General features: G+C 68.6%; 28 protein-coding genes. 4 read left to right on the top strand and 24 right to left on the bottom strand.

All coding sequences use genetic code 11. The features are described 5' to 3' along the window. Positions 1–183: hypothetical protein (locus tag ACFWY5_RS42565; RefSeq protein WP_379638236.1), on the top strand; the 183-nt coding region annotated here is incomplete at its 5' end. On the opposite strand, the gene ACFWY5_RS42560 is transcribed toward ACFWY5_RS42565, so the two are convergent. The 17 genes from ACFWY5_RS42560 to ACFWY5_RS42480 all read right to left on the bottom strand — a co-directional run bounded on the left by ACFWY5_RS42560 (position 175) and on the right by ACFWY5_RS42480 (position 18,707). Then, a complete protein-coding gene (locus ACFWY5_RS42560) occupies positions 175–1,164 on the bottom strand; it encodes a polyprenyl synthetase family protein (RefSeq protein WP_379638235.1) in 990 nt (329 codons plus the stop codon). The genes ACFWY5_RS42565 and ACFWY5_RS42560 overlap by 9 nt on opposite strands. A gap of 8 nt (positions 1,165–1,172) precedes the next feature. Next, positions 1,173–2,756, bottom strand: a complete 1,584-nt coding sequence (nuoN, locus tag ACFWY5_RS42555) for an NADH-quinone oxidoreductase subunit NuoN (RefSeq protein WP_379638234.1) — start codon at positions 2,754–2,756, stop codon at positions 1,173–1,175. Further along, entirely contained in the window at positions 2,753–4,312 is a 1,560-nt protein-coding gene (locus ACFWY5_RS42550; RefSeq protein WP_379638233.1) for an NADH-quinone oxidoreductase subunit M, read from the bottom strand. The genes nuoN and ACFWY5_RS42550 overlap by 4 nt, the downstream gene beginning before the upstream one ends. Beyond that, positions 4,312–6,177: an NADH-quinone oxidoreductase subunit L gene (nuoL, locus tag ACFWY5_RS42545; protein WP_379638241.1), complete on the bottom strand. Its 1,866-nt coding sequence runs from the start codon at positions 6,175–6,177 to the stop codon at positions 4,312–4,314. Before nuoL ends, ACFWY5_RS42550 begins: the two co-directional genes overlap by 1 nt. A 70-nt stretch (positions 6,178–6,247) precedes the next feature. Further along, entirely contained in the window at positions 6,248–6,544 is a 297-nt protein-coding gene (nuoK, locus tag ACFWY5_RS42540; protein WP_184958585.1) for an NADH-quinone oxidoreductase subunit NuoK, read from the bottom strand. Continuing rightward, a complete protein-coding gene (locus ACFWY5_RS42535; protein WP_379625296.1) occupies positions 6,541–7,305 on the bottom strand; it encodes an NADH-quinone oxidoreductase subunit J in 765 nt (254 codons plus the stop codon). The genes nuoK and ACFWY5_RS42535 overlap by 4 nt, the downstream gene beginning before the upstream one ends. Then, a complete protein-coding gene (gene nuoI / locus ACFWY5_RS42530) occupies positions 7,298–7,813 on the bottom strand; it encodes an NADH-quinone oxidoreductase subunit NuoI (RefSeq protein ID WP_090931991.1) in 516 nt (171 codons plus the stop codon). Before nuoI ends, ACFWY5_RS42535 begins: the two co-directional genes overlap by 8 nt. Further along, complete coding sequence (nuoH, locus tag ACFWY5_RS42525) at positions 7,800–9,137, bottom strand: NADH-quinone oxidoreductase subunit NuoH (RefSeq protein WP_379625294.1); 1,338 nt, start codon at positions 9,135–9,137, stop codon at positions 7,800–7,802. The genes nuoI and nuoH overlap by 14 nt, the downstream gene beginning before the upstream one ends. Beyond that, the gene (locus ACFWY5_RS42520; protein ID WP_379625292.1) at positions 9,134–11,509 is read right to left on the bottom strand and encodes an NADH-quinone oxidoreductase subunit G; all 2,376 of its coding nucleotides are present in this window, start codon (positions 11,507–11,509) and stop codon (positions 9,134–9,136) included. Before ACFWY5_RS42520 ends, nuoH begins: the two co-directional genes overlap by 4 nt. Further along, entirely contained in the window at positions 11,506–12,795 is a 1,290-nt protein-coding gene (gene nuoF, locus ACFWY5_RS42515; protein WP_379625290.1) for an NADH-quinone oxidoreductase subunit NuoF, read from the bottom strand. Before nuoF ends, ACFWY5_RS42520 begins: the two co-directional genes overlap by 4 nt. Beyond that, positions 12,792–13,448 carry an NADH-quinone oxidoreductase subunit NuoE gene (gene nuoE / locus ACFWY5_RS42510; protein ID WP_184958597.1) on the bottom strand — a complete coding sequence of 219 codons (657 nt, stop codon included), beginning with the start codon at positions 13,446–13,448 and terminating at the stop codon, positions 12,792–12,794. The genes nuoF and nuoE overlap by 4 nt, the downstream gene beginning before the upstream one ends. 64 nt (positions 13,449–13,512) lie before the next feature. Beyond that, on the bottom strand, positions 13,513–14,838 hold the full coding sequence (locus ACFWY5_RS42505) for an NADH-quinone oxidoreductase subunit D (protein ID WP_379638232.1): 1,326 nt from the start codon (positions 14,836–14,838) through the stop codon (positions 13,513–13,515). Further along, a complete protein-coding gene (locus tag ACFWY5_RS42500; RefSeq protein WP_379638231.1) occupies positions 14,835–15,506 on the bottom strand; it encodes an NADH-quinone oxidoreductase subunit C in 672 nt (223 codons plus the stop codon). The genes ACFWY5_RS42505 and ACFWY5_RS42500 overlap by 4 nt, the downstream gene beginning before the upstream one ends. Further along, a complete protein-coding gene (locus ACFWY5_RS42495) occupies positions 15,503–16,054 on the bottom strand; it encodes an NADH-quinone oxidoreductase subunit B family protein (RefSeq protein ID WP_184958604.1) in 552 nt (183 codons plus the stop codon). The genes ACFWY5_RS42500 and ACFWY5_RS42495 overlap by 4 nt, the downstream gene beginning before the upstream one ends. A gap of 2 nt (positions 16,055–16,056) precedes the next feature. Next, complete coding sequence (locus ACFWY5_RS42490; protein WP_184958606.1) at positions 16,057–16,452, bottom strand: NADH-quinone oxidoreductase subunit A; 396 nt, start codon at positions 16,450–16,452, stop codon at positions 16,057–16,059. A gap of 76 nt (positions 16,453–16,528) precedes the next feature. Continuing rightward, a complete protein-coding gene (locus ACFWY5_RS42485) occupies positions 16,529–17,767 on the bottom strand; it encodes a geranylgeranyl reductase family protein (protein ID WP_379625281.1) in 1,239 nt (412 codons plus the stop codon). Positions 17,768–17,987: 220 nt separating this feature from the next. Further along, positions 17,988–18,707, bottom strand: coding sequence for a demethylmenaquinone methyltransferase (locus tag ACFWY5_RS42480; protein WP_379638230.1), 720 nt, complete (start codon positions 18,705–18,707; stop codon positions 17,988–17,990). 109 nt (positions 18,708–18,816) lie between these two features. Between ACFWY5_RS42480 and ACFWY5_RS42475 the strand changes: the two genes are divergently transcribed. Further along, positions 18,817–20,028 carry a hypothetical protein gene (locus ACFWY5_RS42475; RefSeq protein ID WP_379638229.1) on the top strand — a complete coding sequence of 404 codons (1,212 nt, stop codon included), beginning with the start codon at positions 18,817–18,819 and terminating at the stop codon, positions 20,026–20,028. On the opposite strand, the gene ACFWY5_RS42470 is transcribed toward ACFWY5_RS42475, so the two are convergent. Next, entirely contained in the window at positions 20,025–20,243 is a 219-nt protein-coding gene (locus ACFWY5_RS42470; RefSeq protein WP_379625276.1) for a DUF4229 domain-containing protein, read from the bottom strand. The genes ACFWY5_RS42475 and ACFWY5_RS42470 overlap by 4 nt on opposite strands. A gap of 277 nt (positions 20,244–20,520) precedes the next feature. Here ACFWY5_RS42470 and ACFWY5_RS42465 point away from each other — a divergent pair, with 277 nt between their 5' ends. Then, positions 20,521–20,742: a BldC family transcriptional regulator gene (locus ACFWY5_RS42465; RefSeq protein WP_157248821.1), complete on the top strand. Its 222-nt coding sequence runs from the start codon at positions 20,521–20,523 to the stop codon at positions 20,740–20,742. A 254-nt stretch (positions 20,743–20,996) separates the two neighbouring features. Here ACFWY5_RS42465 and ACFWY5_RS42460 read toward each other — a convergent pair whose 3' ends face one another. Further along, positions 20,997–21,239 carry a hypothetical protein gene (locus tag ACFWY5_RS42460; protein WP_379625274.1) on the bottom strand — a complete coding sequence of 81 codons (243 nt, stop codon included), beginning with the start codon at positions 21,237–21,239 and terminating at the stop codon, positions 20,997–20,999. Between the two features lie 10 nt (positions 21,240–21,249). Continuing rightward, complete coding sequence (locus ACFWY5_RS42455; RefSeq protein WP_379638228.1) at positions 21,250–22,056, bottom strand: hypothetical protein; 807 nt, start codon at positions 22,054–22,056, stop codon at positions 21,250–21,252. 370 nt (positions 22,057–22,426) lie between these two features. Between ACFWY5_RS42455 and ACFWY5_RS42450 the strand changes: the two genes are divergently transcribed. Then, on the top strand, positions 22,427–22,738 hold the full coding sequence (locus tag ACFWY5_RS42450) for a PLDc N-terminal domain-containing protein (protein WP_379625270.1): 312 nt from the start codon (positions 22,427–22,429) through the stop codon (positions 22,736–22,738). Between the two features lie 10 nt (positions 22,739–22,748). Here ACFWY5_RS42450 and ccsB read toward each other — a convergent pair whose 3' ends face one another. From ccsB to ACFWY5_RS42430, 4 genes are read right to left on the bottom strand one after another with little or no spacing between them, the layout of a single operon-like run. Continuing rightward, positions 22,749–23,696, bottom strand: coding sequence for a c-type cytochrome biogenesis protein CcsB (gene ccsB / locus ACFWY5_RS42445; protein WP_379625268.1), 948 nt, complete (start codon positions 23,694–23,696; stop codon positions 22,749–22,751). Continuing rightward, a complete protein-coding gene (locus ACFWY5_RS42440; RefSeq protein ID WP_379638227.1) occupies positions 23,686–25,248 on the bottom strand; it encodes a cytochrome c biogenesis protein ResB in 1,563 nt (520 codons plus the stop codon). Before ACFWY5_RS42440 ends, ccsB begins: the two co-directional genes overlap by 11 nt. Further along, positions 25,248–25,970 carry a cytochrome c biogenesis CcdA family protein gene (locus tag ACFWY5_RS42435; protein ID WP_379638226.1) on the bottom strand — a complete coding sequence of 241 codons (723 nt, stop codon included), beginning with the start codon at positions 25,968–25,970 and terminating at the stop codon, positions 25,248–25,250. Before ACFWY5_RS42435 ends, ACFWY5_RS42440 begins: the two co-directional genes overlap by 1 nt. Next, on the bottom strand, positions 25,963–26,529 hold the full coding sequence (locus ACFWY5_RS42430; protein WP_379625262.1) for a TlpA family protein disulfide reductase: 567 nt from the start codon (positions 26,527–26,529) through the stop codon (positions 25,963–25,965). Before ACFWY5_RS42430 ends, ACFWY5_RS42435 begins: the two co-directional genes overlap by 8 nt. Positions 26,530–26,537 lie beyond the last annotated feature (8 nt).

Below are 26,537 nucleotides of genomic sequence, written 5' to 3'. Positions count from 1 at the left end.
TGCTTTCTTTGTTTTAAATCGACCGGCGCGTACACCTTCGTGACGTCAAGCAATATCCGAGCCGCGCTGGTGGCCGCCGGGGCGACCACGGCCTTGTATAATGGGGTCGTCGACCGCCGCGCGGGCGGTCGACTACGCCGCAACCTACGCTTTGATCGGATATATCCCGAAAAATCAGCCTGAGCGCTCCACCACGTAGTCGCACAGAGCCAGGAACGCGTCCTTCGCCGGGATGTTCGGCAGGCCCGAGAGATCGGCCCGCGCCCGGTCCACCCACGCGTCCAGTTCCGCACGGGCCTGAGCCATCGCCGGGTGCGCCCGCAGCAGCGTCAGCGCCTCCTCCAGGTCCTCCTCCGCCACCGGCCCCGACAGCAGCGTCTTGAGCCGCGAGTCCTCGGGCGAGGCCAGCAGGTAGAGCACCGGCAGCGTGCGGATGCCCTCGCGCAGGTCCGTCCCGGGCGTCTTGCCCGACTCCGACGAGGTCGAGGCCACGTCGAGCAGGTCGTCGCCGAGCTGCCAGGCCACGCCGATCGCCTCGCAGGCCCGGCTCAGCCGCTCCTCCACACCCGTGGGGGCGCCCGACAGCAGCGCCCCGAACCGCCCGGAGGCGGCGATGAGCGAGCCCGTCTTGTCGGCCAGCACGTTGATGTAGAACGAGATCGGGTCGTCGCCGGGACGCGGGCCGATCGTCTCCCTGATCTGGCCCTGCACGAGCCGGGAGAACGTCTGCGCCTGGACCCTGATCAGGTCAGGGCCGAGGTCGGCCAGGAGGTCGGAGGCCTGGGCGAACAGGTAGTCGCCGGTCAGGATGGCCACGGTGTTGTCCCACCGGGCGTTGGCCGACGGGGAGCCGCGCCGTACCGGAGCCTCGTCCATGACGTCGTCGTGGTAGAGCGAGCCGAGGTGCGTGAGCTCGATCACCACCGCGCCCGGCACGACGCCGGGCGCGGACGGATCGCCGAACTGGGCCGCCAGAAGCAGCATCAGCGTCCGGAACCGCTTGCCGCCCGCCTCGATGAGGTGCTTGGACGCCTCCGTGACGAAGGCGTCCTCGCTCTCGACCGACGAGCGCAGCAGTTTCTCGACCGCGTTCAGCCCACTGGCGATGTCCTGCGCCAACCGCTCGTCCTCAATGGGCAGATCAACAACCGGTGGCGCGGACATAGGTACCCCTATCTAATGAACAGGCCGGACGCAGCCTGGTTGGCGATGTCGAGTGCGGGCTGCGGGAAAAGCCCGACTCCTACCGTAACCAGCAGCGCGACGCCGATGACCACCGCGGTGCCCATGCTGGGCGCGACCACGGTGGGGCCGTCGGCGGCAGGCTCGCTGAAGAACATCAGCACGATGACGCGGACGTAGAAGAAGGCCGCGATCGCCGAGGCGATGACACCCACGACGACCAGGCCGGTCATCCACGCGCCCATCGAGTCTCCGGTCTGCGTGCCACTGCTCACGGCAGCCGCGAACACGGCGTACTTCCCGAAGAACCCGCTGGTCAGAGGGATACCAGCGAAAGCCAGCAGGAAGAAAGCGAACACACCGGCAAGCAGCGGAGATCGCTTCCCGAGTCCGGCCCAGCGGGACAGATGACCCGCCTCGCCGCCGGGGTCGCGCACCATGGTGACCACGGCGAACGCGCCCACGGTGGTGAAGCCGTAGACCAGCAGGTAGAACAGGATCGCCGACAGCGAGGCGGCGTTCTTCTCCGCGGCCTCGAACGTCGCCATCACGCCGATGAGCAGGAAGCCCGCGTGCGCGATCGAGGAGTAGGCCAGCATGCGCTTGATGTCGGTCTGCGTGATCGCCAGGATCGCGCCCACGATCATCGTCAGCGCCGCGACCACCCACATGACCGGACGCCAGTCCCAGTCCAGGTTGCCCAGAGCCACCCAGAACACCCGCAGGACCGCGCCCATGGCCGCCACCAGCGTGCCGGAGGCCATCAGGGCGGTGACCGGCGTCGGGGCGCCCTGGTAGACGTCCGGCTTCCACGCGTGGAAGGGAGCCGCACCGATCTTGAAGAGCAGGCCCACGCCGAGCAGCGAGAGGCCGAGCAGCAGCAGCGGGTCCATGAGCGAGCCGGTGGACATCGACTGGCTGATCCCGGGCAGGCTGACCGTGCCGGCGTAGCCGTAGATCATGGCCATGCCGTACAGGAAGAAGGCCGAGGAGAACGCGCCGAGCAGGAAGTACTTCAGCGAGGCCTCCTGCGACAGCAGGCGGCGACGGCGGGCGAGGCCGCACAGCAGGTACAGCGGCAGCGACATGACCTCAAGGGCCACGAACATCACCAGCAGGTCGTGCGAGGCCGCGAACAGCAGCATGCCGCCGACGGCGAAGAGCACCAGCGGGTAGACCTCGGTGTGCGCGCCACCGCTCGTCTCCGCCTCCTCCTCATCCGCACTCCCGGGTACGGCCGCCGCCGACGCGACGAAGTGCCCGTCGTCGTTGACCATCAGCACGGCGCCCAGCGAGAGCACCAGGATGACGCCCCAGATGAACAACGAAGGACCGTCCACCGCGACGGCGCCCATCGCCGAGGCCGTGGTCGGCACGCCGCCCCTGGCCACCTGCACGATGACCAGCGCGAAGGCGCCGATCAGGCTCAGCAGCGAGAGCGGCACCTGGATGGACTTGCGCAGGTAGCGCGGCGCGAACGCCTCCACCAGGACGCCGATGCAGGCCGCGCCGAAGACGAGCAGCAGCGGCGCGAGCTGCCCGTACTCGATGGTCGGCGCCTCGAAGCCGTTCACTCTCCGGCCCCCTTCTCAGCGATGGCGGGGTTCTTGACGTCCACGTTGGTGAGCGTGTGCTGCACCGACGGGTTGATCACGTCGAGCAGCGGCTTCGGGAAGAAGCCGAACCCGATGATCAGGGCGACCAGCGGGGCGAGCACCACGACCTCGCGGACGTTGAGGTCCTTGAAGCCCTTGACGGACTCGGCCGTCGGGCCGTTCAGCGCCCGCTGGACCATCCACAGGATGTAGACGGCGGCGAGGATGACCGCCACCGCGGAGACGATCGCCGCCACCGCGAGGGCGCCGGATCCGAACGCCTCGCTGGAGTACGTGCCGACCATCACCATGAACTCGCTGACGAACGACGACAGCCCCGGCAGCGACAGCCCGGCCAGACCGGCGACCAGGAAGAACCCGGCCAGCATCGGGGCGACCTTCTGCACGCCCCCGTAGTCGGCGATGTACGGCGAGCCGCGGCGGGAGATGAGGAAGCCCGCGACCAGGAACAGCGCGCCGGTGGCGAAGCCGTGGTTGACCATGTACAGCGCGGCGCCGGACTGCGCGACCTGGGACATCGCGAAGACGCCCATGACGATGAAGCCGAAGTGCGAGATCGAGGTGTAGGCGATCAGGCGCTTCATGTCCGTCTGCCCGATGGCGACGATCGCGCCGTAGATGATGCTGATCACCGCGAGCACCACGATCGGCATCGTGAACGCCTTGGCCGCCTCGGGGAAGAGCTCCAGGCAGAAGCGCAGCATGCCGAACGTGCCGACCTTGTCGAGCACGCCCACCAGCAGTACGGCCGCGCCCGCCGGAGCCTGGGCCGCCGCGTCGGGCAGCCACGTGTGCACCGGCACCAGCGGCGCCTTGATGGCGAAGGCGATGAAGAACCCGGCGAACAGCCACTTCTGCGTGGCCGGGTCCTGGATGGCGCCGACGAGCTCGGGGAACATGAACGTGCCCTTGCCCGCCGCGAAGTACAGCCCGATGACCGCGACCAGCATGAGCAGGCCGCCGAACAGCGAGTACAGCAGGAACTTCACGGCCGCGTAGGACCGCTGGGCGCCGCCGTAGGAGCCGATCATGAAGTACATCGGGATCAGCATGGCTTCGAAGAAGATGTAGAAGAGGAAGATGTCGGTCGCCGCGAAGACGCCGATCATCATCGTCTCCAGCACCAGCAGCAGCGAGAAGTAGGTCTTGACCGACCGCTTCGGCGCGATGACCGTGCCGTCCGCCGTCTTCACGCCGTCGGCGTCGTTCCACGAGGCCAGCACCACGATCGGCACCAGCACCACGGACAGGGCGATCAGCACCAGCGCGACGCCGTCCACGCCGACGCCGAACTTGACCCCGAAGCTGGGGATCCAGTTGTACTCGGCCACGAACTGGAAGCGGTCGCCGCGCGGGCTGAACTGCACCGCCATGACGAGCGTCAGCACCATGACGACCAGGGAGACCAGCAGGGTCACCTGCTTGGCCAGCTTGTCGCTGCCCTTGGGAAGCAGGGCCACCACGACGGCGCCCAGGACGGGCACCGCCATGAGGATTGGGAGCCAGGGTGACATCAGATGTTCCCAACGAGGAGCAGGGCGCCGGCCAGGAGGGCCGCACCGAACAGGATGGACAGCGCGTACGTTCTGGCGAAGCCCGTCTGCAGCCGCCGCATGCGGCCCGAGGTCCCGCCGATCGCCGCCGCCAGCCCGTTGACCAGGCCGTCGACGCCGCGGTTGTCGAAGAAGACGGCGATCCTGGTCAGCCACTGGCCGGGGCGCATGAACAGCGACTCGTTGAGGGCGTCGCCGTACAGGTCGCGCCGGGCGAAGGCGGTCAGGAACGAACCGCGCGGCGCCAGGACCGGAACCTCGGACTTGCCGTACTTGTACCAGGCGAAGCCCGCGCCCAGGGCGACGAGGGCCAGCGACGACAGCCCCACCGTGGTGGTGCTGAACAGGTGGAACTCGGGCAGCCGCTCAGGCAGGCCGACCGCCGGGGCCAGGAACTTCATGAACCGGTTGTCGCTGATCAGGTAGTAGCCCAGGCCGATCGAGCCGAGCGAGAGCAGGATCAGCGGCACCGTCATGACCGAGGGCGACTCGTGCGGGTGCGCGTCCTTGTCCCAGCGCTTCTCGCCGAAGAACGTCATGAAGATCATGCGGGACATGTAGAAGCCGGTGATGCCCGCGCCCAGCACGGCCAGCCAGCCCATCCACTGCCCGTGCTCCATGGCCGTCTCCATGATCCCGTCCTTGGTGTAGAACCCGGACAGGAACGGGAAGCCGATGATCGCCAGGTAGCCCACCATGAAGGTGGCGAAGGTGATCGGCATGAGCTTGCGGAGCCCGCCGTACTTCCTCATGTCCACTTCGTCGTTCATGGCGTGCATGACCGAACCGGCGCCGAGGAACATGTCGGCCTTGAAGAAGCCGTGCGCGATGAGGTGCGCGATCGCGAAGGCGTAGCCGGCGGGGCCGAGGGCGGCGCCGAGCATCATGTAGCCGATCTGCGACATCGTCGAGCCGGCCAGGCCCTTCTTGATGTCGTCCTTGGCGCAACCGATGATCGCACCGGCCAGCAGGGTCGCGACGCCGACGATGGCGACGACGAGCGAAGCCGTACTGGATGCCTCGAAGAACGCGCCCGAGCGGACCACCAGGTAGACGCCGGCGGTGACCATGGTCGCGGCGTGGATGAGGGCCGAGACCGGGGTCGGGCCCTCCATCGCGTCCAGGAGCCAGGACTGCAGCGGGAGTTGGGCCGACTTGCCGCACGCGCCGAGCAGCAGCAGGAGCCCGATCGCGGTCAGCGTGCCCGAGGAGGCCTCGCCCACCTTGCCCTGCAGGTCGCCGAAGGCCAGCGTGCCGAAGGAGGTCCAGATGATGAACATGCCGACCAGCAGGCCGAAGTCGCCGACGCGGTTGACGATGAACGCCTTCTTCGCCGCGACCGCGGCCGACGGCTTGAACTGCCAGAACCCGATGAGCAGGTAGGACGCGAGACCCACGCCCTCCCAGCCGATGAACAGCCCGACGTAGTTGTCGGACAGCACCAGCAGCAGCATCGCCGCGACGAACAGGTTCAGGTAGGCGAAGAACCGGCGCCGTTCGGGGTCGTGCGACATGTAGCCGATCGAGTAGATGTGGATCAGCGATCCGACACCCGTGATCAGCAGCGCGAAGCTGATCGACAGCGGGTCGATCAGCAGCCCCATGTTGAGGCCCTCGCCGTTCAGACCCATGCCGGGGATGAACTCATACAGGTGTACGGCCTGCCGCCGCGCGTCCTCGGGAAGCCCGAGCAACTCCACGAACCCGAGCACCGCCACGACGAACGAGGCGAGCGACATCGCCACGCCCAGCAGGTGTCCCCACTTGTTCGTGATCCGGCCGAGAACCAGCAGAATCGCGGCGCCGAGGAGTGGCAAGGCGATCATCAGCCATGACACACCGATCGCGCCGCTGCCGGCGAAATCGGCGATCTTAACGGGATCCACCAGTCACCCCTCAGTACTTCAGCAGGTTCGCGTCGTCCACGGACGCAGACCTGCGGGTTCGGAAGATCGTCACGATGATGGCCAGACCGACCACGACCTCGGCCGCGGCCACCACCATCACGAAGAACGCGATGATCTGGCCTTCGAGGTTGCCGTTCTGCCTGGCGAAGGTGACGAACGCGAGGTTGCAGGCGTTGAGCATCAGCTCCACGCACATGAACACCACGATCGCGTTACGCCTGATCAGCACACCGAGCGCGCCAATGGCGAAAATCAGCCCCGAGAGGATCAGGTACTGCGTCGTCACTTCGAGTCCTCCTCGACCTCGACCGAGTGCTTGATCGCCTCGGCGAGCTTCGGGTCGGCGGGCAGGTGGCCGTGCTCGACGTCGTAGCGCGCGATGTAGCGGTTGACCGACTTCTCGGAGACCGAGCCGTCGGGCAGCAGCGCCGGCATGTCGATGGCGTTGCTCCGGGCGTAGGTGCCGGGGCCGGGCAGCGGCGAGGGCTGGTCGCCCTGGAACCGGGCGCGCGAGAGGTCCTTCTGCGTGGCCTTGGCGGTGAGCCGCTCGCGGTGGGCGAGGACCATCGCGCCGAGCGCGGCGGTGATCAGCAGCGCCGAGGTCACCTCGAAGGCGAACACGTGGCGGGTGAAGATCTGCCCGGCCAGCGTGCGGATGTAGCCGCCCTGACCGGTCGCCGCGGCCAGGCCCTTGGCGTTGCCGAAGACGGCGTTGCCGACGGCCAGGATGATCAGCGAGGCGAAGCCGAGCCCGGCGATCGCGGCCCAGAAGCGCTGCCCCTTCAACGTCTCCACGAAGGAGTCGGAGGAGTCGACGCCCACCAGCATGAGCACGAACAGGAAGAGCATCATGACGGCGCCGGTGTAGACGATGATCTGCACCGCGGCGAGGAACGGCGCGTCCTGCGCCGCGTACAGCACCGACAGGCAGAGCATGACGCCGCCGAGCATCAGCGCGGAGTAGACCGCCTTGCGGCTGAACACCACGCCCAGGGCTGCCGCCACGGACACGACGGCGAGCACCCAGAAAGTGACTTGCTCACCCATTGGTCCGTCCCAGGCGGTAGTAGTCCTCTTCGGTCTCACCGAGCCGCATCGGGTGCGGCGGCTGCTCCATGCCCTGCGTCAGCGGTGCGAGCAGCATCTCCTTGGTGTAGATGAGGCTTTCACGGTTGGTGTCGGCCAGCTCGTACTCGTTGGTCATGGTCAGCGCGCGAGTCGGGCAAGCCTCGATGCAGAGACCGCACAGGATGCACCGCAGATAGTTGATCTGGTAGGTGCGCCCGTAACGCTCGCCCGGGGAGAAGCGCTCCTCCTCGGTGTTGTCCGCGCCCTCGACGTAGATCGCGTCGGCCGGACAGGCCCATGCGCACAGCTCACAGCCGACGCACTTCTCCAGCCCGTCGGGCCAGCGGTTGAGCTGGTGGCGACCGTGGAAGCGAGGGGCCGTGGGCCGCTTCTCCTCCGGGTAGTTCACCGTGACGGGCTTCTTGAACATCGTGTGGAAGGTGACGCCGAAGCCCTTGACGGGGTTCAGCCAATCAGTTAGTCCCACTGGGAACCTCCTTGTGCTGCACCCCGTGGTAGTGCGGCAGATCGAGCGGCGGCACCGGGAATCCGCCGGCGGTCGGCTCGCGGTCCAGCTCCTCGAACTCCGCGGCGACCTTGGCCTTCTCGGCTTCCTTGCGGCGCTGGTTGACGGTGTCGAACCGGGCCCAGATGCCGAGCGCGCCGAGGACCACGATGGCGGTGATCGTCAGGACGACCGCCATGCTCCCCTCGAAGCCGGAGGTCGGACCCTCCCTGACGTACATGATCGCCCGGACCGAGGCCACAAGCATGATCCACGCCAGGTTCAGCGGGATGAGGACCTTCCAGCCCAGCGACATCAGCTGGTCGTAGCGGACCCGCGGCAGCGAGGCGCGTACCCAGACCACGAAGGAGAAGACCAGGACGAACTTGATGAAGAACCAGAGCAGTCCCCACCAGCCTTCGTCCGGCAGGCCGAAGGGCGCCTGCCAGCCGCCCAGGAACAGCGTGATCGCCATCGCCGACGCGGTGAACGTGTGCAGGTACTCGCCCATCATGATCAGGGCGAACTTCAGCGAGGAGGAGTACTCGGTCTGGAAACCACCGACCAGCTCGCCCTCGCCCTCGGGCAGGTCGAACGGGATACGGGCGGCCTCGCCGAAGCCACAGATCACGAAGATCAGGAAGGACGGCAGCAGCAGCACCACGTACCAGGAGGGCATCGGGATGCCCCAGAACTCCCCGCCCGTGGCCTGCGCCTTGACGATCTCCGAGGTGGACAGCGTCCCGGCGAACAGGAACACGCCGACGAAGGACAGTCCCATGGCGATCTCGTAGGAGACCACCTGCGCCGCACTCCGCAAACCACCCAGCAGCGCGTACGGCGAGCGCGACGACCACCCGGCCAGCACGACGCCGTACACCGAGATGGCGCCCATGGCCAGCATGAACAACACCGCGACCGGAAGGTCCACGAGTTGCAGCGGCGTCTGGACCCCGAACAGGTTGACCATGCCGGCGAACGGCGTGATCGAGAAGGCCAGGAACGCGGGGATCACCATGATGACCGGAGCCATCAGGTAGAGCGCCTTGTCCACCGTGTTCGGGAACAGGTCCTCCTTGAGGCCCATCTTCAGGCCGTCGGCCACCGACTGCAGCAGGCCGAACTTGCCCGCCCGGTTGGGACCGATGCGGTTCTGCAGCTTGGAGATGAGCTTGCGCTCGTACCAGACGCCGAACAGGATCCCCAGCATCAGGAAGACGAAGAGCATCAGCGCCTTGACGATGGTGATCCAGAGCGGATCCTTGCCGAAGTCGGCGAGGGTCGGTTCCGTGGCGAGGAGGATCATGAAGCGCTCCCGATCGTGACGATGTCGCCGGACACCGCGCGCAGGTCGCGGGTGACCGAGCTGCCGCCGGAGTTCGCCGGCACCCACACCACACGGTCGGGCAGTTCGGCGATGCGCACCGGCAGCGTGATCGCGTCGCCGATGACGAGCTTGTCGCCGTCGCCCACGCCGATCTCGGCCGCGGTGCTCTCGGAGACCAGCGCCTCAGCCGCGCGGGAGGTGCCCGCGAGGTAGGGCTCGCCGTCCTGCAGGCGGCCGTCGTCGAGCAGCAGGTGCCAGGTCGCCAGTAGCGCCTGACCCGCCTGCGGCGCCCCGGCGGCACCGCCGCCGACGTTGGGCGCGGCCACGTGGCTGCCGCGCCAGGCGCCGACCGAGCCGAGCTCGCGGCGGGCGGCCTTGGCGTCGGGCAGGCCCAGGTGCACGTCCAGGCGGTCGGCCAGATTGCCGATCACGTGGAGGTCGCTCTGCAGGCCGGGCACCCTGATGGGCGCCTCGAACGAGCGGCCGCGGCCCTCCCAGTTGACGAACGTGCCGGACTTCTCCTGCACGGCCGCGACGGGCAGCACCACGTCGGCGCGGTCGGTGACCGCGCTCGCGCGGATCTCCAGGCTGACGATGAACGGCGTGTTCTCCAGCGCGGCCAGCGCGGCGGCCGGGTCGGCCAGGTCGTAGGGGTCGACGCCGGCGATCACCAGCGCGTCGATCTCCTCGGCCCGGGCGGCGGCCAGGATGCCGTCGGTGTCGCGGCCGGGCGTGGCCGGCAGCGAGGCGACGTTCCACGCCCTGGCGATCTCCGCCCTGGCGCTCTCGTCCTCGACCGGGCGGCCGATCGGCAGGAGGTTCGGCAGCGCGCCGGCCTCGATGGCGCCACGCTCACCGGCCCTGCGCGGGACCCAGGCGACCTTGGCGCCGGTGGCGGCGCTCAGCCGTACCAGAGCGGACAGGGCGCCCGGGGCGGTGGCGAGCCGCTCGCCGGCGAGCACGATCGTGCCCTCGGCCAGCGTGCCGATGAGGTCGCCGATGGCCTCGGCCTCGGCGCCGGGGGCGGTGCGGATGAGCGTGCCGCCCATCTTGGCCAGCCCCTTGGCGGCGAACGGCGCGATCGCGGTGACCTTCAGGCCATGCTTCTTCCAGGCCTTGCGCAGGCGCAGGAAGACGATCGGCGACTCCTCCTCGGGCTCGAAGCCGACCAGGACGACGGCCGGGGCCTTCTCCAGGTCGGTGTAGGAGACCTCGATGCCCTTGCCGGCGACGGCGTGGGCGAGGAACTGGGTCTCCTCGGCCGAGTGCGGCCGGGCGCGGAAGTCGATGTCGTTGGTGCCGAGCGCGAGCCTGGCGAACTTGGAGTAGGCGTAGGCGTCCTCGACGGTCAGCCGGCCGCCGAGCAGGACGCCGGTCCTGCCGCGGGCGGCGGCCAGGCCCTCGGCCGCGACGGTCAGCGCCTCCGGCCAGGAGGCCGGGACGAGCACGCCCTCCTCGTTGCGGACCAGCGGCGTCTTCAACCGGTCGGGCTGCGTGGCGTAGGTGAACGCCCAGCGGCCCTTGTCGCAGTTCCACTCCTCGTTGACCTGCGGCTCGTCACCGGCCAGCCGGCGGGTGACCCGGCCGCGGCGGTGGTCGGTGCGCTGGGCGCACCCGGAGGCGCAGTGCTCGCAGACGCTCGGCGTCGAGACCAGGTCGAACGGCCGGGCGCGGAAGCGGTAGGCGGCGCCGGTCAGCGCGCCCACCGGGCAGATCTGGACGGTGTTGCCGGAGAAGTAGGACTCGAACGGCTGGCCGTCGGCCACCCGTACCTGCTCCTTGGCCCCGCGCTCGAAGAAGTCGATGAACGGGTCGCCGGCGATCTGGTCGGAGAAGCGGATGCAGCGCGCGCACTGCACGCAGCGCTCGCGATCGAGCAGCACCTGCGTCGACAGCGGCAGCGGCTTGGGGAAGGTCCGCTTGTGCTCGTGGAAGCGGGACTCGCCCTGGCCGTTGGACATCGCCTGGTTCTGCAGAGGGCACTCGCCGCCCTTGTCGCAGACCGGACAGTCGAGCGGGTGGTTGAGGAGCAGGAACTCCATGGCCGCCCGCTGCGCCTTCTCGGCCACCGGCGAGGTGAGCTGGGTCTGCACGACCATGCCCTGGGCGACCTCGATCGCGCAGGAGGGCTGCGGCTTGGGGAAGCCGCGACCGTTGCCGGCGTCGGGGATGTCGACCAGGCACTGGCGGCAGTTGGCCGCCGGGTCGAGCAGCGGGTGGTCGCAGAACCGCGGGATCTGGATGCCCAGGAGCTCGGCGGCCCGGATGATCAGGGTGCCCTTGGGGACGCTGACCTGGAAGCCGTCGATGCTCAGGGTCACCAGGGAGGTTTCTACAGCGGTGGTCGTCACTGGTCACCCCAGACAGTGGACTTCTTCGCGTCGAACGGGCAGCCGCCGACCTCGAAGTGCTTGAGGTACTCGTCGCGGAAGTACTTCACCGACGAGTGGATCGGGCTGGCCGCGCCGTCGCCCAGGGCGCAGAAGGACCGGCCGAGGATGTTGTCCGCGATGTCGGTGATCGTGGACAGGTCCTCCTCGGTGCCCTGACCGGCTTCCAGGCGCTTGAGCACCTGCTTGAGCCAGTAGGTGCCCTCGCGGCAGGGCGTGCACTTGCCACAGGACTCGTGGGCGTAGAACTCCGTCCAGCGCAGCACGGTCCTGACCACGCAGGTGGTCTCGTCGAAGATCTGCAGCGCGCGGGTGCCGAGCATCGAGCCCTTGAGACCGACCTGCTCGAAGTCGAGCGGCACGTCCAGGTGCTCGGCGGTGAAGATCGGCGTGGAGGAGCCGCCCGGGGTCCAGAACTTGAGCTCGTGGCCCGCGCGGATGCCGCCGGCCATGTCGAGCAGTTCGCGCAGCGTGATGCCCAGCGGCGCCTCGAACTGGCCGGGCCGCGTGACGTGCCCGCTCAGCGAGAAGATGCCGAAACCCTTCGACTTCTCCGTGCCCATCCCGGCGAACCAGTCGGCGCCGTTGGTGACGATCGAGGGAACACTGGCGATCGACTCCACGTTGTTCACGACAGTAGGCGAGGCGTACAGGCCCGCCACGGCCGGGAACGGGGGCTTGAGCCGAGGTTGACCGCGACGCCCTTCGAGCGAGTCGAGCAGCGCCGTCTCCTCGCCGCAGATGTACGCCCCAGCGCCCGCGTGCACGACCAGGTCGAGGTCATAGCCGGAGCCGAAGACGTCCTTGCCGAGGTAGCCCTTCTCGTACGCCTCGCGCACGGCCGCGTGCAGCCGGCGGATGACGTGGAGCACCTCGCCGCGTACATAGATGAAGGCGTGGTTGGCGCGGATGGCGTAGGACGTGATGATGATGCCCTCGACCAGCGAGTGCGGGTTGGCCATCATCAGCGGGATGTCCTTGCAGGTGCCCGGCTCCGACTCGTCGGCGTTGACGACGAGGTAGTGGGGCTTGCCGTCACCCTGCGGGATGAAGCCCCACTTCATGCCGGTGGGGAAGCCCGCGCCGCCGCGGCCGCGCAGGCCGGAGTCCTTGACGGCCTGGATGACCGCGTCGGGATCCATGGCCAGGGCCTTCTTCGCCGCCTCGTAGGGCCCGTAGCCCTCGAGCGTGAAGGAGTTGGGCTGGTCCCAGTTGGCGGTCAGGACCGGCGTCAGCGTAGTCGTCATGCCTCAGGGGCCTTCCATCCGTTGGCCTTGGCGACCTTGAGGCCCTCCAGCGAGGCGCCGGCGGCCGAGGGGCCGTCGCCCGCCAGCTCGTCGGGCAGCCCGGCGAGCACGCGCGAGGCCTCCTTGAAGGTGCAGAGCTTCTTCGGGCCGCGGGTCGGCGAGATGCTCTTGCCGTCACGCAGGTCGTCGACGAGCTGCTTGGCCGAGTCGGGCGTCTGGTTGTCGAAGAACTCCCAGTTGACCATCATGACCGGGGCGAAGTCGCAGGCCGCGTTGCACTCGATGCGCTCAAGCGAGACCTTGCCGTCGGCGGTCGCCTCTTCGTGACCGACGCCGACGTGCTCCGACAGCTCTTCCCAGATCTGGTCGCCGCCCATGACGGCGCACAGGGAGTTGATGCAGACGCCGACGTGGAAGTCTCCGGCCGGGCGGCGCTTGTACATGGTGTAGAACGTCGAGACGCCCACCACCTCGGCCTTGCTCAGGCCCAGGATCTCCGCGCAGAACTCGTGGCCGTCGTCGGAGACGTAGCCCTCCTCCGACTGCACCAGGTGCAGCAGGGGCAGCAGCGCGGAACGAGTCTTCGGGTAACGCCCGATGATCTCCTTCGCGTCCCGCTCAAGACGCTCGCGGACCTCCGGTGAAAAGCTCATGCCAGCTCCTTCGGAGCAGGCATGAGCTGCGCTGCTGCGTCTACTAGGCGCTCGCTGCGCTCGCTCACCTGTCAACACCTCCCATAACCGGGTCGATAGAAGCCACCGCGGCGATCACGTCGGCGACCTGGCCGCCTTCCGTCATGGCGGGGAAGGCCTGCAGGTTCGTGAAGGAGGGCTCGCGGAAGTGCACGCGATAAGGCCGGGTGCCGCCGTCGCTGACCACGTACGCGCCGAGCTCGCCCTTGGGCGACTCGATCGAGGCGTACGCCTGGCCGGCCGGCACCCGGAAACCCTCGGTCACCAGCTTGAAGTGGTGGATCAGGGCTTCCATGGAGCTGCTCATGATGTGCGCGATGTGGTCGGGCGAGTTTCCGAGGCCGTCGGGGCCCAGCGCGAGCTGCGCCGGCCAGCCGATCTTCTTGTCCTCGATCATCACGGGCTTGCCCTTGAGCGGACCGGCGATCCGGTCGAGAGCCTGCTCGATGATCTTGAGGGACTCCTCCATCTCCTTCATGCGCACCAGGTAGCGGGAGTAGACGTCGCAGCCGCGCTCGGTGGCGACCTCGAAGTCGTAGGTCTCGTAGCCGCTGTAGGGCTGCGACTTGCGCAGGTCCCAGGGCAGGCCGGCGGCGCGCAGGATCGGGCCGGTGACGCCCATCGCCATGCAGCCGGTCAGGTCGAGGTAGCCGACGTCCCTGGTGCGGCGGACGTAGACGGGGTTCTCGTCGAGAAGCTTGCGGACGTCCTTGATCCGCTTGGGCATCTCCTTGAGGAACTCGCCCACCTTGTCCACGGCGCCCGCGGGCAGGTCGACGCTGACGCCGCCCGGCCGTACGTAGGCGTGGTTCATGCGCAGGCCGGTGATGTACTCGAACAGATCCATGATCAGCTCGCGGTCGCGGTAGCCGAACAGGAACGGCGTCGTCGCGCCCAGCTCCATGCCGAACGTACCCATCGCGACCAGGTGCGAGGCGATGCGGTTGAGCTCCATCATCATCACGCGGATCGCCTGGGCCCGCGCGGGGATCTGGTCGGTGACGCCGAGCAGCTTCTCCACGCCCATGCAGTACGCGGTCTCGTTGAAGATCGGCGCGAGGTAGTCCATGCGGGTCACGAACGTGGTCCCCTGGGTCCACGTCCGGTATTCCATGTTCTTCTCGATGCCGGTGTGCAGGTAGCCGATGACGCCGCGCGCCTCGGTGACCGTCTCACCGTCGAGGGTCAGGACCAGGCGGAGCACGCCGTGCGTGGACGGGTGCTGCGGGCCCATGTTGATGACCAGGCGCTCTTCCTCGGAGTCGCGCGCGCTGGTGACGACCTCGTCCCAGTCGCCGCCGCTGACCGAGTAGACCTTGCCCTCGGTCGCCTCGTCGTAGCCCGTGCTCACGAATACGACCTCCTCTCGTCCGGCGCGGGGATCGTGGCGCCGCGGTATTCGACCGGGATGCCGCCCAGCGGGTAGTCCTTGCGCTGGGGGTGACCGTCCCAGTCGTCCGGCATCATGATCCGCGTCAGCGCGGGGTGGCCGTCGTAGACGATGCCGAAGAAGTCGTACGCCTCGCGCTCGTGCCAGTCGTGCGTCGGGTAGACGGCGACCGACGACGGGATGTGCGGGTCGTCGTCCGGCGCGCAGGTCTCGACGCGCACCCGGGTGTTGTGCGTGATCGAGACCAGGTGGACGACCGAGTGAAGCTCCTCGCCCTGCAGGTGCGGGTAGTGCACGCCGGTCACGCCGAGCGACAGCTCGAAGCGCAGGGCGGCGTCGTCGCGCAGCTTCTGCAGGACCTCCACCAGGCGCTCGCGCTTGACGTGGAGGGTCAGCTCGCCCCTGTCGACGACGACGCGCTCGATGGCGTCGTCCAGGCCGAGGGTGTCGACCAGGGCGTCGAAGTAGCCGCCGAAGGGGCGGGGGGTGGACAGTTCGGGGGCCCGCCGTACGACGAGGCCGCCGTAGCCCGAGGTGTCACCGGTGTCGTGCGCGCCGAACATGCCCTGCCGGGCGATCGGCGTCTGCGGCGGCTCGGTCCCCGGTACCTCGGGGAGGTTGTCGCTCACTTGCCCGCCCCCTGGTCGATCAGCGGAAGCGTGCGCAGGGCCTGCAGTTCGAGCTCGTCGATCTGCTTCTTGCGGTGCGCGCCGAACTTCATGTTCTGGATCTTGTCGTGCAGCTTCACGATCGAGTCGATCAGCATCTCCGGCCGCGGCGGGCAGCCGGGCAGGTAGACGTCGACCGGGATGATGTGGTCCACGCCCTGCACGATGGCGTAGTTGTTGAACATGCCGCCGCTGGAGGCGCACACGCCCATGGAGATGACCCACTTGGGCTCGGCCATCTGGTCGTAGATCTGGCGCACGACCGGCGCCATCTTCTGCGACACGCGACCGGCGACGATCATCAGGTCGGCCTGGCGGGGAGACGCCGAAGCGCGCTCCATGCCGAAGCGCGCCAGGTCGAAGTGGGGGCCACCGGTGGCCATCAGCTCGATGGCGCAACATGCGAGGCCGAAGGTGGCCGGCCACACGGAGTTCTTGCGCGCCCAACCGGCGGCCTGCTCGACCGTGGTGAGGATGAACCCGCTGGGGAGTTTCTCTTCAAGTCCCATAATCAGTCCCAGTCCAGACCCTTGCGGCGCCACACGTACGCATAGGCGACAAGCACGGTGACGATGAACAGCACCATCTCGACCAGCGCGAACACCCCGAGGCCCGAGGCGATCACCTGGCCGTCGGCGCCCTTCAGCGGGGCGAAGGAGACCGCCCACGGATAAAGGAAGATGATCTCGATGTCGAACACGATGAACAGCATCGCGGTGATCATGTATTTCAGCGGGAAGCGTCCGCCACCGACAGGCTGGGGCGTCGGCTCGATGCCGCATTCGTAGGCGTCAAGCTTGGCGCGGTTCCAGCGCTTGGGACCGGTGAAGGGAGCGACCGCGACCGAGAAGATCGCGAAGCCTCCCGCGAGAATGGCGAGCACCAGGATGGGCACATAAAGGTCCATCGCTACGCCTCCTCTTCTGTCGCAACGCGCGCGGGCGCGCAGTCTGACCTATAAGTTTGCCGGGTGGGTCTGCGGTTCATGCTGGTGGGGCGACCTTCGAGAGTGCGTTGATGATCCTGTCTGACGCATCGCCTCGCCGGTCGGTGAGATTACCAAGGAGTTTGAGCGCGAAGCGCATCAGCCTCGGGTGAGGCAGCCCGTGCCTCGTACCGAAGCTCATCACACCTGGCTTCCCGATCGCTTCGACGAACAATCTGCCCAAGGTGAAATATCCGCCATACGCGTCCTTGAGGACCTGCGGGTACGTGCGCAGGATACGTTCCTGCTGCGCGGGGGTGGTACCGCGAAGCGCCTTCGCGATCACCTCGGCCGCGATCTCGCCCGTCTCCATGGCGTAGGCGATGCCCTCGCCGTTGAACGGATTGATGGCGCCGCCGGAGTCGCCGACGAGCACCAGGCCGCGGGTGTAGTGCGGCTGCCTGTTGAAGGCCATCGGCAGGGCCGCACCGCGGATCGGCCCCGTCATGTTCTCCTCGGTGAACGCCCATTCGGCGGGCATGTTCCTGCACCACCGCTTGAGCAGCTCACGGTAGTCGATCTTGCCGAAGGCGTCACTGGTGTTGAGCAGGCCGAGCCCGACGTTGCTGGTGCCGTCGCCGACGGGGAAGATCCACCCGTAGCCCGGCAGCAGCGTGTCCTGGTCCCACAGTTCGAGCCACGTCTCGAGGTAGTCGTCGTCGTGGCGCGGGCTCTGGAAATAGGTGCGTACGGCCACGCCCATCGGACGGTCCTCGCGCTTGTGCAGCCCCATCCCGAGCGCCATGCGCGTGCTGTTCCCGTCGGCGGCGACCACGAGGCGGCCGCGGTAGGTCGCGCCGTCCTTGGTGGTGACACCGGTCACGTGCCCGCTGCGATCGTCCAGGATCGGGCCGGTGACGTTGACGCCCTCCATGAGGCGTACCCCGGCCTTGACCGCGTGGGCGGCCATGATCTGGTCGAAGTCCTGGCGGGTGCGGACCAGGCTGAAGTCGGGGAAGCTGTCGAGCTGCGGCCAGTCGAGCTCGAAGCGGAGCCCGCCGCCGACGACCCGCAGTCCCTTGTTTCTGATCCAGCCGGGCCCGTCGATGTCGACGCCCATGTTCTGCAGTTGCTTGACCGCGCGTGGGGTCAAGCCGTCTCCGCAGACCTTCTCCCTAGGGAAACGCGTCTTCTCCAGGAGGAGCACGTCCAGCCCTGCTCGGGCCAGGTAATACGCGGTCGCGGAGCCTGAGGGACCGGCGCCGACGACGATGACGTCAGCGTCAACTGTGTTCATGGTCGCGCCCGCTCACCACTCGTTGGCATCGTGCCTCGCTCTCTCGTGGCGAGCTCCTGCGCTTGGCGTATGGCTGCTGGCACGGTCACTGGACTGTCCTGTCCTACACACTCGAAGGCCGTGGGGTATGGCGCCTTCGTTCCTTTGTGAACCCCTTCACAAACTTGTCGGCCCGCAGTCTAACGCTTTTGCGGGGCAAAGTGGCAGTCGGGGGGTTCGTTCATGAGGCGGGCTTGAAGCCGCGGTGCATGGCGACGATGCCGAGGCTCAAGTTGCGCCAGGCGACACGCTCCCAGCCGGCCTCCTGGATGATCCGCGCCAGCGACGGCTGGTCCGGCCAGTCTCTGATGGACTCGGCCAGATACTCGTAGGAGTCGTCGTTGGAGCCGAGGACCTTGGCCACCTTGGGCAGCATCTTCATCAGGTACTCGCGGTAGAAGAGGTCGAACGACTTGACGGTCACGTGCGAGAACTCCATGATCACCAGCCGGCCGCCCGGCTTGGTGACGCGCAGCATCTCGCGCAGCGCCACGGGGGTGTCGTGCACGTTGCGCAGCGCCACCGAGATCGTCACCGCGTCGAAGCTGTCGTCGGCGAACGGCAGCCGCATCGCGTCACCCGCGACGAACGGGATCCCGGGGCCGCTGAGCGCGTTGCCCCCGTGGCGGCGCACGCCGGTCTGGAGCATGCCCAGCGAGAAGTCGGAGGCGATCGCCCGCGCGCCCAGCGTGGTGAAGCTGTCGGTGGAGGTGCCCGTCCCCGCGCCCAGGTCGAGGACCACCTCTCCCGGCCCCGCGTCCACGGCCGCGGCGACCGCCTTGCGCCAGAAGCGCACCTGACCGAACGAGATCACATCGTTGACGAGGTCATAGCGCCGGGCCGTGCGATCGAACATCGCGGCGACCTCGTGCGGCTGCTTGTCCAACTGAGCGCGGGTCATGCGTCAAGCCTATTGCCCCCGCCCGTAAGGCCCTCATCGCGTGTGCCCTATCCCGACAATGAACGGAAAGTAGCCACTCCATAACGCACCGTCTGCTAGAACTTGGCGAATGTTCGCGCGTGTCACCCTTGCAGCGGTCATCACGATGGCCCCTGTCACGCACACCCGCGTGGTGTCCGCCAACCCGGCCGACACCACCCCCCACGTCCTCGACGGCATCGTCAACACCATCGCCCTGGTGGGCGGCACCGTGGTGGTCGGCGGCTCGTTCAGCGAGGTAGCCGACGCGAGACGCACGACCACCTTCCCCCGGAGCAACCTCTTCGCCTTCGACCTGGCCACCGGCGCCGTCCTGCCCGGCTTCGCCCCTGACGTCGCCGGTCCGGTCCACGCGCTGGCCGCCGGCGCCGGCGGCACCGTCTACGTCGGCGGCGACTTCCCGTCCGTCAACCGCACACGGGCGCGCGCCCTGACCCGCCTGAGCCTGTCCGACGGCTCGACGGTACGCGGCTTCGCCCCGCGCGTGTCCGGCGGCGTCGTGACCACGCTGGCCAGGCGCGGCGCCCACCTCTACACCGGCGGCGACTTCACCTCGCCGAGAACCGCCCTGGCCAGGCTCGACGCCACGACCGGCGCCGCCGACCCGCGCTTCACCATCGAGCCCGGCCTGCCCCGCACCCCCAAGGTCAAGGTTCACGCGCTGGCCGCGAGCGCCGACCGGCTGGTGGTCGACGGCAGCTTCACCACGCTCGACGGCGAGCCGCGGCCCCAGCTCGGCGTGATCGACATCTCCTCGTCGACGCCCCGGGTGGCCAACTGGCGCACGGCCGCGTACGAGCCGAAGTGCCAGGATGTCTTCCCCACCTATGTCCGCGGCCTCGACCTGTCACCCGGAGGCGACTATTTCGTGGTCGTCACGACCGGCGGCAACGGCGACCCGCGGCGCCTGTGCGACAGCGCGGCCAGGTTCGAGACCTACACCAGGAGCCAGCGCGTCCGGCCGACCTGGGTGAACCACACCGGCGGCGACTCGCTCTACTCGGTCGCGGCGACCGGCGCGGCCGTCTACGTGGGCGGGCATCAGCGCTGGATGAACAACCCGCGCGGCCGTGACTCGGCGGGGCCCGGCGCCGTGCCCAGAGAGGGCATCGCCGCCCTCGATCCGCGCACCGGAAAGGCGCTGGCGTGGAATCCGGGACGTGAACGCGGTATCGGCGTCAAGGCATTTCTGGCGTACAGCCGCGGACTACTCGTTGGTAGTGACACAACTCGACTCGGACGGGAGTACCATGCCCGGATTGGCATGTTCCCTCTGCCCTAGTCGTCCTGCGGCTTAGGCCGGTTGATCTTGTCGCTGATGCGGGCGCTCATGGCGTCACGCTGCTTGGACAGCAGGACGTAGCTGGCCACACCGCTGATCAGGAAAGCCACCAGGATCAGCACCAGCGGATTTTGCAGTCCGAGCAAGTACAGGACACCGAGGGTCACGATGAACAAGCCGATGCGCGACGCGGTGTAAACGAGAACGGGATGCACAGGTCAGAGGCTACTCGCTCCTGGTCGTGCCCCTGCGAGCCGTACCCGCTGCCGCTCTTCGCATCGGGCGCGAGCACTGCTACTGTTCCCAGTCAGGGTGTTTCGTAAAGAAACACCCACGAGAGCCCCAAAGAGGCTCTATCATATAACAATCGGGCAGTCAGCCGATAACAACCCGTGATCTTTGTCGAAAACCACGGATAAATCAGGCTTCGCTCGACACACTGGTTACCTGTCCGCCCGCTGGCAGGAAGCGGGATGCGAGGGGGAGAGATTGGTGGAGAGTAGCAGCGAGCGTCTGCTGACCCCAGGAGAGGTTGCCGCCCTCTTCCGGGTAGACCCAAAGACGGTTACACGCTGGGCTGCGGCAGGCCGCATCAGCAGTATCCGCACCCCCGGAGGGCACCGTCGCTTCCGCGAGTCGGAAGTGCACGCCCTTCTTAGAGGCGAGGACGTTCTTACGGCCGAACGGCCGGCAGGTGAGTCCCCGCGCGTTTGACGTTCCGTCAGGTCGGTGATCCTGCGCCGCTGTATCACCGCCACGGATCCCACAGGCACGCTCTTCTCGCCGGTACGGCCCGGCCCCAGGTGGCCGAGGACCGAAACGAGCGCCCCACCCCGCGCTGAATCCCGGCACGCGTGCCCACGCCCTCTACGTACATTGCCCGGACGACCCGAACCACGACCCGGCCTCCACCCCTCAGGCCGTCGCGGTGACCACCACCCCCCGTCGGTCAGGGTTGTCCCCCGATGTCAGGCGTCCTCCTGCTCCGCCTTGAAGGCCAGGAACTCCTGTTCCAGCTCGTCGTTCTCCGCCGCCCAGCGCGCACGCCGCTCGGCCGCCTCCTCCTCGGTGCACGACTCCGGCAGCCATCGCTCGTAGTCGGGATCCCCGGGCTCCAGTTCCACATACGCGTTGCCGATGAGACGCCCGTCTTCACTGGTCAGGCTCTGCGGCACGCGCAGGGTCCCGTCAGCGAGCCGGATGACGTACATCGCTCATCACCTAGATTCCGTAGCGCCGGTTGAAGAACAACATGACGTCGAGGGCCATCCGCGTGTCACCGCCCAGCATGTCGACCAGCGCGGGACGCTGGCGCGAGGAGATCGCGGCGAAGGCGTCCGCGAAGAACTCCTTGCGGCCGAGCCCCCCGCCCTGCCGGTGGAAGGCGGAGGCCAGCATGGGAGCGGCCTTCTCGTAGAGTGCCACGAACTCGGGCAAGTCGGAGACCCAATCGCCATGCGGGGAGTCGATGTCGTCGAGGGCGTGGCCGACCTCGTGCATCATCACGTCGGGGGTGGGAGAGGGCCGATCGCCTACGACGATCTTGCGGTCGCCGTACGCGCCGGCGCAGATGTCCCAGGAGGCCTTGCCGGAGGGCAGGGGGGCGCCGCGCAGATAGCCCATGTCGTCGAGGTCGGGGACGCCGCCGGCGCCGACGTAGATGCCTTCGAGTCCGATGGCGAGCTTGCGCTTCAGCCGTTCGGGCAACTGGGCGAGGCTTTCCACTGCGCGCACGGCCTCCGGCGAGGGCGGACCGAGCCGGGCGTCCCACTGACGGTGCAGGACGGCCTCCAGCTCGCCGCAGTGGCGTAAGCCGTCCGCCTGGACGGGCGCGTCGGGCCGGTTGGGCTGCGCGCGCGGCGGCAGGTCGGTGAGCTCGAAGTCGTGCCAGGTGTACTGCGGCCGCTCCACGACCGCGGCGGGCAGCCGCTCGCGCCGCCAGCCGGGCTCGTCGGCCCGCTCGGGTCGCCGCGCCTGCTCCGCCTCTTCCGCGCGCTCGACGCGCTCGCGTCTTCGGAACGGCCACACGCTCCGCTCGGCCTGCGGCTGTGCCCGGAAGGGCGGCCCGTCTGCCCCGGCTGACCTCTCCGCACGCTTCCGTTCGGCCTCGCGAAAGCCCTCCGCGGGCGTGTCACGGGACCAGAACGAGCGGTCCGCCTCCGGCGGCGCGTCACCACGGCGCGAGAAGAGGTAGGACCCGCGCCGCCACCAACGTCCACGTCGATGCCGGCCCTTGTCGCTGGAGAAGGCCATCTCACCCCTAGACACCCTGCCCATCAGGTGAAACCCCGCCGCTCCACCTGATCCGGTTCCACGGTACGCGGCCGATCTTCCCGAGTCATCCGAAATGGGACACCGAGCAAGCACGATCACGCCTCGGATGGCTTACAGTTCGGGCATGGCAGGTGTCCTGGTCACCCTGGCGGTGCTGGCTTTCTGGCTCTACTCCCTGTTCGACGTCATCACGACGCCGGAGGACGAGGTGCGGAACGTGCCAAAGACCCTCTGGGTGCTCGTCATCATCCTCGTCCCCGTGGTGGGCGGGATTCTGTGGTTCCTGCTCGGCAGGCCCGCCCGCGGCGGCGCCGAGGACGGTCCCCTGCGCATGCCGCGGCGCCCGGCGCCGCCGCGCCAGGATCCGCCCAAGGGACCGGAGGACGACCCGGAGTTCCTGCGCGACCTCGACAAGCGGATGCGCGGGGAGGAGTGAGCTCCTGCGGCTAGTTGCCGACGTCGGCGTAGCTGTGCATGCCGCCGAGGAAGATGTTGACGCCGACCAGGTTGAACATCAGGCAGGCGAAGGCGACGAGCTGCACGATCGTGGCGGCCCTGCCGCGCCACCCGGCCGTGACCCTGGCGTGCAGGTAGGCGGCGTAGGCCACCCACGTGATGAACGACCAGACCTCCTTGGGGTCCCAGCCCCAGTAGCGCCCCCACGCCTTGTCGGCCCACAGCGCGCCGGCGATCACGGCGAAGGTCCAGATGGGGAAGGCCACGACGATCGCGCGGTGCGCGACCCGCTCCAGGTCGGCGCGTGTGGGCAGGCGTGAGAGGCCGTCGCCACGGATGAGATAGAGCACGCCGGCCGCGCCGGCCACGATGAACAGGCCGCTGGCCAGGATCGCGGCGGAGACGTGGATGGCGATCCAGTAGGAGTTGAGCGCGGGCACCACGGGACCGGCGGCGGTGTAGAGGAACTTCACCGCGGCGCCGAGCCCGAGCACCGCCACGACCATGACGAACGGGCCGAGGAAGCGCACGTTGGCGCGTAGCTGCGTGGCCAGGAACGCGGTCACGGCGGCCATGCAGATGGCGACCACGAACTCGTACATGTTGCCCCAGGGCCAGCGCTCCACCGCCAGCCCGCGGGTGACGATGGCGGCGGTGTTGGCCCCCCAGCCGACCCAGGCCAGGGCCATCCCCACCTTGCCCGCGGTGCCCGCCCAGGCGGGCGGCTCGGGATCGGCGGGAGCCACGACCTGGTCGGGAGCCTCGTCCAGCGGGGCGCCGACGGTCGCGGGCTGCCTGACGCGGCCCTTGGCGGGCGCGTCGGTACGGGCCCTGCCGTAGGCCAGCTCCAGAGCGAAGCCGATCATGGCGGCGAGGTAGAGGAGCACGGCGCCGACGACGAGCTGGTCGCTCGCCTCGGCCAGTACTTCAGCGGACATCCTTGTCTCCAGCTGATAGGACCTTGACGATGTCGGCGAACTCCTCGGTGAAGCCCGCGGCGGAGCCCTCGGTACGGGTGAGACCGCCCACCTCCGCCGCGCCGTCCTTGACCCGGACGAACACACGGCGGCGGCGGATCACCAGCGAGAACACGATGGAAACAGTGGCGAGACCGGCGGCGAGCAGGGCGGGCACGCGGCCGGGATCGTAGGCGATCTGGAGCGTCATCCACTCCTTGACCTCGACGAACTCCAGCTTGCCGAGCCCGTCTGGCAGGTCGAACGACTGGCCGGGGGCCAGCGGCTCAGGTGCCGTGGAGCCCATGACCAGCGGCTTGAGCTTCTTCATGACATCGGGCGGCGCGAGCTCGTACACCGACTGAGGTCTTCCCGAGCGCACCCCGAAGTCGCCCGTGAAGGCGCCGAGGACCTGAACCCTCGGCATGAGGTCGCCGGGGAAGCTTGAGGTGTAGCCGCCGCCCTGGGCCGGCGCGATGGTCGGCAGGAAGCGCAGGAGGAAGCCGAGCTGACCCGGCTGGGCGTCGGGCGCCTTGAGCACGCAGCCGGAGACCCGGGTGGCCGGGAACTCGATCAGGCACGGGACCGCGCCTTCGAAGGCGACCTGGCCCTTGCCGTCGGTGATGCGGAAGAAGGGCGCGTAGCCGTTGCCGATCAGGTAGGTCTGGGTGCCGTTGATCTCCAGCGGCTCGTTGACCTTCAGCTCGTAGTCGCGTTTGGGCGCGCCGGGCGCGTCGCTGACCTTGAGGTGGGCGGAGAAGTCGAGCGGCTGGCCGACCTTCGTCGGGTCGCCGCCGACCTGGTAGGAGGCCTTGAACTCGTCGAGCGTGAAGGAGAACGGCTCCAGCGACTCGGCCGAGACCTGGTTGCCCGGCATGAACCGGTCGTAGGCGGCGACGGTGTTGGCGAAGCCCTCGTCCTCCACGACCAGCACGTTGCCCCGGTAGCCGAACACTGCGCCGATGCCCACGGCGACCAGCAGGCCGAGCAGGGAGATGTGGAAGAGCAGGTTGCCGGTCTCGCGCAGGAAGCCCTTCTCGGCCGAGACCCAGCCGTCGCCGGTGTCGACGCGAAAGCGCAGCTTGCGCAGCCTGCGGGCGGCCACCTCCACGGTGAGCCCCTCGTCGAGGACCGTGTGGTGGGGCAGGCGCGACAGGTGGCGGGGCGCGGCCGGCGGCTTGCGCCGCAGTTCCTTGAAGTACGTCGTGGTCCGCGGCACGATGCAGCCGACCAGCGAGGCGAACAGCAGCAGGTAGATCGCGGCGAACCAGACCGAGTTGAAGACGTCGAAGAGCTGGAAGCGCTCGTACCACTCGGCGCGGACCGGGTCGTTGATGTAGATCTGCGCGACCTTGTCCGGCTCGACGCCGCGCTGCGGGATCAGCGAGCCGGGGATCGAGCCCAGCGCGAACAGGAACAGCAGGAGCAGCGCCGTCTTCATCGAGGTGAGCGTGCGCCACGTCCAGCGCAGCCAGGCCACCGGGCCGAACCCGGGCGGCTTGGGCGCCTGCTTCTCCATCTCCTGAACGGCCATCAGATCACCGGCTGGAATCCGCCGATGAGCCCCTGCAGGCTCGCGATCATCTGTCCCCACAACCCGGTGACGAGAAGGACTCCGACGGCGACCATCATGCCCCCGCCGATGCGGGTGATGAGCTGGGAGTGCTTACGGATCGCCGCGAACGTCCGCAGCGCCCTGCTGTATGCCAGCGCCGCGCCGACGAACGGCAGCCCGAGCCCCAGCGCGTAGAAGACGGCCAGGGTCGCGCCGCGCGCCGCGCTGCCCTCGTTCAGCCCGAGCGCGAGCACGACGGCCAGCGTCGGGCCGATGCACGGCGTCCAGCCGAGCCCGAACACGACGCCGAGCAGCGGCGCCCCGGCCAGCCCCGCGGCGGGCTTGCGATGGATGCGCACGTCCCGCATGAATCCCGGCACGAGCCCGAGAAAGGCCAGCCCGAGCAGGATCGTCAAAACCCCGAGCACCCGCGTGATCACCTGGGCGTTGCCCAGCACCAGCGAGCCGAGCCCGCCGAACAGCGCCCCGCTGAGCACGAACACCACCGCGAACCCGGCCACGAACAGCACGGTGCCCAGCACCAGCCGCCCGCGCTTGGGGTCGGCGCTCATCCCGGTCACGTACGACAGGTAGCCCGGCACCAGCGGAAGCACGCACGGCGACAGGAACGACACGATCCCGGCGAGCACCGCGATCGGGACGGCCAGCAGGAGCGACCCCGAGGCCACGACCTCATTCATCGCGGACCTTGGTGACGGTGTTCATCAGGTCGGAGAACTTCACCGCGCCCAGCGCCCTGGCCGCGATCCTGCCCTGCTTGTCGATGATCAGCGTGGACGGGATGGCCGCCGGCGGCACCGTGCCCTGGAAGGACAGCGCCACCTCGCCGGGCTGGTCGAAGATGCTCGGGTAGCCGGACTGCTCGGTGCGCTCGAACGCGATCGCGTCGGCCTTGCGGTCCTTGAAGTCGATGCCGAGGAACTCCACGCCGCTGGCCTTGGTCTTGGCCGCGACGTCCTTGAGCACCGGCGCCTCGGCCCGGCAGGGCCCGCACCAGGACGCCCAGAAGTTGATCACCACGACCTTGCCCTTGTGCCCTGCCAGCGAGGCGGTGCCGCCGTCGAGCGTCGGTCCTTCGACGGCGGGGGCGGGCTTGCGCTCGGCGGCGGGGAAGACCTGCATCTTGCCGTCGCCGGCGATGAAGCGGGTGTCACCGGCCTGCGGCTGGCCGCTCTGGTTGCCCGCGCACCCCGCGACCAGAACAGTCAGCAGGGCGAGGGAGAGTGACGTCGCGCGCACGGGAGGAT

It is taken from the genome of Nonomuraea sp. NPDC059007 (genome assembly GCF_042740555.1).
Classification (GTDB): domain Bacteria; phylum Actinomycetota; class Actinomycetes; order Streptosporangiales; family Streptosporangiaceae; genus Nonomuraea.
Note: the sequence above shows the minus strand (reverse complement) of the source record. Positions and strands in the feature narration are given on the sequence as shown.